The organism is Ralstonia sp. ASV6 (assembly GCF_016429285.1).
In the GTDB taxonomy this organism is placed as follows: Bacteria; Pseudomonadota; Gammaproteobacteria; order Burkholderiales; family Burkholderiaceae; genus Ralstonia; species Ralstonia flaminis.
Genome location: NZ_JAELUI010000213.1, coordinates 1 through 6,084 on the forward strand (window position 1 = coordinate 1; position 6,084 = coordinate 6,084).

Here is a 6,084-nt window from a genome sequence, read left to right on the forward strand (position 1 = left end):
GTGCTGCACACCCTTCGGCTTGCCGGTCGAGCCCGAGGTGTAGAGGATGAAGAGCGGATGCTCGGCGCCCACCGGGGTGACTTCGCAGGTGTCCGGCTGGCCGGCTTCGACCTCGTCCATCGCACGGTCGCGGCCCTCCACCCAGTTCACGTTGCCGTTGGTGCGGCGATAGACGATCACGTGCTTCACGGCGTCCGTGCCTTCCATCGCCAATGCCTCGTCGGCGATGGCCTTGAGCGGCAGAGCCTTGCCGCCGCGCATCTGCTCATCCGCCGTGATGAGCGCTACGGCACCCACGTCAACGATGCGTTCCTGCAGCGACTTGGCCGAGAACCCGCCAAACACCACCGAGTGCGTGGCCCCGATGCGTGCACAGGCTTGCATGGCGACGATGCCTTCCACCGACATCGGCATGTAGATGACGACGCGATCGCCCTTCTTGATACCGAGTGCCTTCAGGCCGTTGGCGAAGCGGCAAACGCGTACGTACAGCTCGCGATAGGTGACGCGGGTGACCTTGCCATCGTCGGCTTCGAAGACGATGGCGACCTTGTCGGCGTTACCGTTCTCAAGGTTGCGCTCGAGGCAGTTGTACGAGGCGTTGATCTCGCCGTCTTCAAACCACTTGTAGAACGGCGCGTTGGATTCGTCCAGCACCTTGGTGAACGGCTTGTGCCACAGCAGGTGCTCATGTGCGAGGCGTGCCCAGAAGCCTTCGTAGTCGTGCTCGGCCTCGGCGCACATGGCACGGTAGGCGTCCATGCCGGCGATGTTGGCCTGTTTGACGAAGGACTCGGGCGGGTCAAAGACGCGCACCTCGTGCAGAACAGATTCAATGCCAGCCATGATGTCTCCTGATAGCGGTGTCTGTAATCGTTTTGCGGCGAATCTAAGCGGCTGACCTGACTCCAGCCTTACGTATCTGACGCCGCAATTTGACGCGAAGGGCATTACTATAATGCGTCACTCAGCACTGCGGCATGCATCGCAATGCAACATGAGCGGCCCGAAAGCCGCGTCCCGCACCGCTCTCCACCCAAATTCGTCATCGTGCCCATCCACGCATTTTTCCTCATTGCTGCCATGGCACTGGTCGGCAGCAACGTTGGTTTCGGCAAATCGATCGTTGCCGTCATGCCGGTGATGCTGTTTGCATTGCTGCGCTTTCTGATTGCCATCGTGTGCATGGCACCGTGGTACAAGCCATCACGCATGCGGCGGGTGACGCGTGGCGAATGGATCAACCTCTTCCTGCAGGCGTTCTTCGGCACCTTCGGCTTTACGCTGCTGATGCTCAACGGTGTGAAGCTCACCTCAGCGCTGGCTGCCGGCATCATCACCAGCACGATTCCCGCGACAGTGGCACTGCTGTCATGGCTGGTGCTGCGCGAGAAGCCGTCGGGGCGGACCTTCGTGTCGGTCGTGCTGGCAGTGGCAGGCGTGGCCATTCTCAATGCGTACCGTGGTGGTGAGTCGTCTGCCGGCGCACCAGCCGATGCCACGCAGGCGCTGCTGGGTAATGCGCTGGTGATGGGCGCGGTGATCTGCGAATCGATCTACGTGATTCTGTCGCGGCGGCTGACGCAAACCTTGCCCGCCATCGAGATCTGCGCGTACACGCACCTGATCGGCGGCCTGCTGATGCTGCCGCTGGGTCTTGTGCCGTTGTTGTCGTTCGATGCGTCGACGGTGCCGGTGTCCATCTGGGGCCTGGTGGTCTGGTATGCGCTGTCGGCCAGCATCTTTTCGTTCTGGCTGTGGATGAAGGGCATTCGGCATGTGCCGGCGCACTTGGCCGGCGTGTTCACCTCGGTGCTGCCGATTGCGGCTGCCACTTACGGCATCGTCGCGCTGGGCGAGACGCCCGGCTGGCCGCATGCCGTGGCGTTGGCCTGCGTGGTGGCGGGCATTCTGGTGGCGAGTTGGCCGGCGCGGCCACGCGTGCCCGTGCGGCGTGGGCGGGTTGTGGATCCGCTGGACCCGCTTGATCCGTCGCTGGATCGCGAATAACAACAACACCGCCTGCTTCATGAACCGTTACTACCGCCTCCGCAACCTGCGCGTCTTCGGTGCCCCGGTATACGTCCACTGGACGGTACTGGCTGTCTCGGCCGTTCTGCTGGCTTACTCCATCAAGGCCCCTTTCACGGCGCTGGCTGCGCTGTGCTCCTATTTCGGCATCATCCTGCTTCACGAGACCGGGCACGCCTACTTTGCGCGACGCGCCGGCGCCCGTGTCGAGGCGATCTACCTCGCGCTCTTCCACGGCATGTGTGTGCATGAGGCACCTGCCCGCCAACGCGACATCTATGTGATTGCCTGGGGCGGCGCGCTGGCGCAGTTTGCGGTGGCGCTGCCGCTGATCCTGCTGGCCAATGTCACGCCCGCTGTGCGCTGGCCGATCATCGGTGAGGTGGTGCTTTACCTTGGCTACGTCAGTCTGCTCGTCGCGGTCATCAACCTGATTCCCGCACCCGGGCTTGATGGAGCGAGCGCGTGGCGCCTGCTGCGCTGGCCAACTTGGCCACGCAAACAGAATGCGACGCCCAAGCGGGCCAAACATCTGCGCCGGGTCAAATAACAATGTGCGCGAGGCGGCCACCGTAGGCCGATGCTAAGCCGCCTCAAGTCGCCCTGACATCACGGAACGTTACAATCACGCGGTCTTCGTCCACCCGCTCCGTTCCGAACAATGAAGTCGCCCACTGCCCCGCTGCGCCCGATTCCGCGCCTGATCTTCTTTTCCCGCTGGCTGCAACTGCCGTTGTATCTAGGGCTGATCGTCGCCCAGGCGGCGTATGTGTACCTGTTCGTGGTCGAGGTGTGGCACCTGGTTTCGCACCTCTCCGACATGGACGAAACCAAGATCATGCTGGCCGTGCTTGGCCTGATCGATGTGGTGATGATCTCCAACCTGCTGATCATGGTGATCATCGGTGGATACGACATCTTCGTGTCCAAGCTCGGTATCGAAGGCCATGAGGATGAGCCCGAATGGCTGGACCACGTCAACGCGGGCGTGCTGAAGGTGAAGCTGTCGATGGCGCTGATCAGCATTTCGTCGATCCACCTGCTCAAGACCTTCATCGATGCGGCCCAGAAGGACACGCACACGATCCTGTGGCAGGTGGTGATCCACGTGGCGTTCCTGGTCTCGGCGCTGGTGATGGCGTGGGTGGATCGCCTGGTTTCGCATGCCCACCCGCAGGGCGAGGCTGCCGACGCACATTGACGCCGCCGCCTTGTCGCGCTGCCGATTCCGACGAATCCGCTCGGACAATTCAGCCCCGACATTGGGTGTATGATTTGCGGCTGTTCTGAACCAGCGGCGCCCGCCGCTGGTGCGCGGTACGCATCACAAGGCAGACGACTGCCCCACCGCATCCCGGTTTCTCATTCCTATACGTTGGTCCCCACCATGACCGTCATTCGTCAAGAAGACCTCATCCAGAGCGTCGCCGACGCGCTGCAGTACATCAGCTACTACCACCCGATGGACTACATCACTGCTCTGGGCCGCGCCTATGAGCAGGAACAAAGTCCGGCGGCCAAGGACGCCATCGCGCAGATCCTGACCAATAGCCGCATGTGCGCCGAGGGCAAGCGCCCGATCTGCCAGGACACCGGCATCGTCACCGTGTTCCTGAAGGTGGGCATGAACGTGCGCTGGGACGGCGCCACGATGAGCCTGGAAGACATGGTCAACGAAGGCGTGCGCCGCGCGTACAACGACGTCGACAACAAGCTGCGCGCAAGCGTGCTCGCTGACCCCGCAGGCAAGCGCACCAACACGAAGGACAACACCCCGGCGGTGATCAACATGTCGATCGTGCCGGGCGATACGGTGGATGTGATCGTCGCGGCCAAGGGCGGTGGCTCCGAGGCCAAGTCCAAGTTCGTCATGCTGAATCCGTCGGATTCGATCGTCGACTGGGTGCTCAAGACCGTGCCGACCATGGGCGCCGGCTGGTGCCCGCCGGGCATGCTGGGCATCGGCATTGGCGGCACGGCTGAAAAGGCCATGCTGCTGGCCAAGGAAGCCCTGATGGAGCCGATCGACATTCAAGACCTGATCGCCCGTGGCCCGAGCAACCGCGCAGAAGAACTGCGCATCGAGCTGTACGAGAAGGTCAATGCGCTGGGCATCGGCGCGCAAGGCCTGGGCGGTCTGGCCACCGTGCTCGACGTGAAGGTCCTGGACTACCCGACCCACGCGGCCAATCTGCCAGTCGCCATGATCCCGAACTGCGCGGCCACCCGCCACGCGCACTTCACGCTGGACGGCAGCGGCGTTGCCAAGCTGGAAGCGCCGGACCTGTCGCAATGGCCCAAGGTCGAGTGGGCACCGAACACGGAAACGTCCAAGCGCGTGGACCTGAACGCGCTCACGCCGGAAGAAGTCGCCTCGTGGAAGCCAGGCCAGACCCTGCTGCTCAACGGCAAGATGCTCACCGGCCGTGACGCCGCACACAAGCGCATCGCCGACATGCTGGCCAAGGGCGAGAAGCTGCCGCTCGACTTCACCAACCGCGTGATCTACTACGTCGGCCCGGTGGATCCGGTGCGCGATGAAGTCGTCGGCCCGGCAGGTCCGACCACCGCTACGCGCATGGACAAGTTCACCGAGACGATGCTCGCCCAGACGGGCCTGATCGCCATGGTGGGCAAGGCCGAGCGCGGCCCGGCTGCCATCGAGGCCATCCAGAAGCATAAGTCGGCCTACCTGATGGCCGTAGGCGGCGCCGCCTACCTCGTGTCGAAGGCCATTCGCGGTGCCAAGGTGCTGGCGTTTGAAGACCTGGGCATGGAAGCCATCTACGAGTTCGACGTGAAGGACATGCCTGTCACCGTCGCCGTCGATAGTTCGGGCACGTCGGTCCACAAGACCGGCCCGGCGGAATGGCAAGCGAAGATCGGCAAGATTCCGGTCGCTGCAGGCTGATCTGCTTGACGTTGCTATCGTGACGACACGCGCGCAGGCACCGGTCGGGGTGTTCGACTCCGGCCTCGGAGGGCTCTCTGTCCTGCGCGCGATTCGCGCCGAACTGCCGGCCGAATCGCTTCTCTACCTGGCGGATTCCCGCCATGCCCCGTACGGGGAAAAATCTCCCGAATTCATTGCCGAGCGCACGCTGCGTGCGTGCGAGTGGCTGATCGACCAAGGCTGCAAGGCGCTGGTGATTGCGTGCAATACCGCCACGGCGCAAGCCGTGCACGTACTGCGCGAGAAGCTCGCAGTGCCGGTGATTGGTGTCGAGCCGGGCCTGAAGCCGGCGGTAGCAACCTCAAAGAGCCGCGTCGTGGGTGTGCTGGCAACGGAGAGCACACTGCGCAGCGAGAAATTCGCGCGCCTGCTGGCAGCGGTCTCTGGCGATTGCCAAGTGCTGTGCCAGCCGGGCTACGGCCTCGTCCCGCTCGTAGAACGTGGTGATACGCACTCCCCCGCCGTGCTGGAACTGCTGCAAGCCTATCTGCAGCCGATGCTGGATGCGGGCGCCGACACGCTGGTGCACGGCTGCACGCACTACCCGTTCCTGGAAGACGCCATCCGCGAGATTGCGGGCGATCGGTTGACCCTCATCGACACCGGCCACGCAGTAGCACGCCACCTGGGCCGCACGTTGATCGCGACACAGTTGCAAGCCGATGGACAAGCCGCATCGCCACGCTTCATGACCACCGGCGACGTGCTCCCGCTGCAGGCCATGGTCGCTGCACTGCTGGGCGAAGCGCCGATGGCCAGCCAAGTCTTGATTGGCGACACGGCTCTGGCAACCCCGTAGCCGGCTACGTCACGCAGCAAACTTGCGGTCGAAGGCACGGTTGTTGGCTTCGATCACCTTGAGCGAATCCTCCGCCCAGGTTTTCAGCGCAATCACAAGCGGCAACAAGGTTCGCGCAAGCGGGCTCAATGCATATTCCACACGCAGCGGGCGCTCATCGTAGACGTGCCGCTCGATCAGGCCGTCGCGTTCCATCGCGCGCAGCGTCTGCGTCAGCATCTTCTGCGAGACCCCTTCCAGGCGCCGCCGGATATCGCCAAAGCGCATTGGCGCGTCCTGCAGCGCCACCATGGTCAGCACC

Annotated in this window: 7 protein-coding genes; 5 read left to right on the forward strand and 2 right to left on the reverse strand. The window is 63.5% G+C overall.

Going from position 1 to position 6,084, the window contains the following annotated elements; translation table 11 throughout:
• On the reverse strand, positions 1-846 hold an 846-nt coding region (locus JHD73_RS25780), incomplete at its 3' end, for an AMP-binding protein (protein ID WP_199033007.1).
• Between the two features lie 204 nt (positions 847-1,050).
• Here JHD73_RS25780 and JHD73_RS25785 point away from each other — a divergent pair.
• The 5 genes from JHD73_RS25785 to murI all read left to right on the forward strand — a co-directional run bounded on the left by JHD73_RS25785 (position 1,051) and on the right by murI (position 5,783).
• Positions 1,051-2,010, forward strand: coding sequence for a DMT family transporter (locus JHD73_RS25785; RefSeq protein WP_199033008.1), 960 nt, complete (start codon positions 1,051-1,053; stop codon positions 2,008-2,010).
• A 19-nt stretch (positions 2,011-2,029) separates the two neighbouring features.
• The gene (locus tag JHD73_RS25790; RefSeq protein WP_199033009.1) at positions 2,030-2,581 is read left to right on the forward strand and encodes a hypothetical protein; all 552 of its coding nucleotides are present in this window, start codon (positions 2,030-2,032) and stop codon (positions 2,579-2,581) included.
• 111 nt (positions 2,582-2,692) lie between these two features.
• Positions 2,693-3,232, forward strand: a complete 540-nt coding sequence (locus tag JHD73_RS25795) for a TIGR00645 family protein (protein ID WP_199033010.1) — start codon at positions 2,693-2,695, stop codon at positions 3,230-3,232.
• A gap of 186 nt (positions 3,233-3,418) precedes the next feature.
• A complete protein-coding gene (locus JHD73_RS25800; RefSeq protein WP_199033011.1) occupies positions 3,419-4,942 on the forward strand; it encodes a fumarate hydratase in 1,524 nt (507 codons plus the stop codon).
• Between the two features lie 19 nt (positions 4,943-4,961).
• On the forward strand, positions 4,962-5,783 hold the full coding sequence (gene murI / locus JHD73_RS25805) for a glutamate racemase (RefSeq protein WP_199033012.1): 822 nt from the start codon (positions 4,962-4,964) through the stop codon (positions 5,781-5,783).
• A 9-nt stretch (positions 5,784-5,792) separates the two neighbouring features.
• Here murI and JHD73_RS25810 read toward each other — a convergent pair.
• A partial coding sequence (locus tag JHD73_RS25810) for a helix-turn-helix domain-containing protein (RefSeq protein ID WP_199033013.1) occupies positions 5,793-6,084 on the reverse strand: 292 nt, incomplete at its 5' end.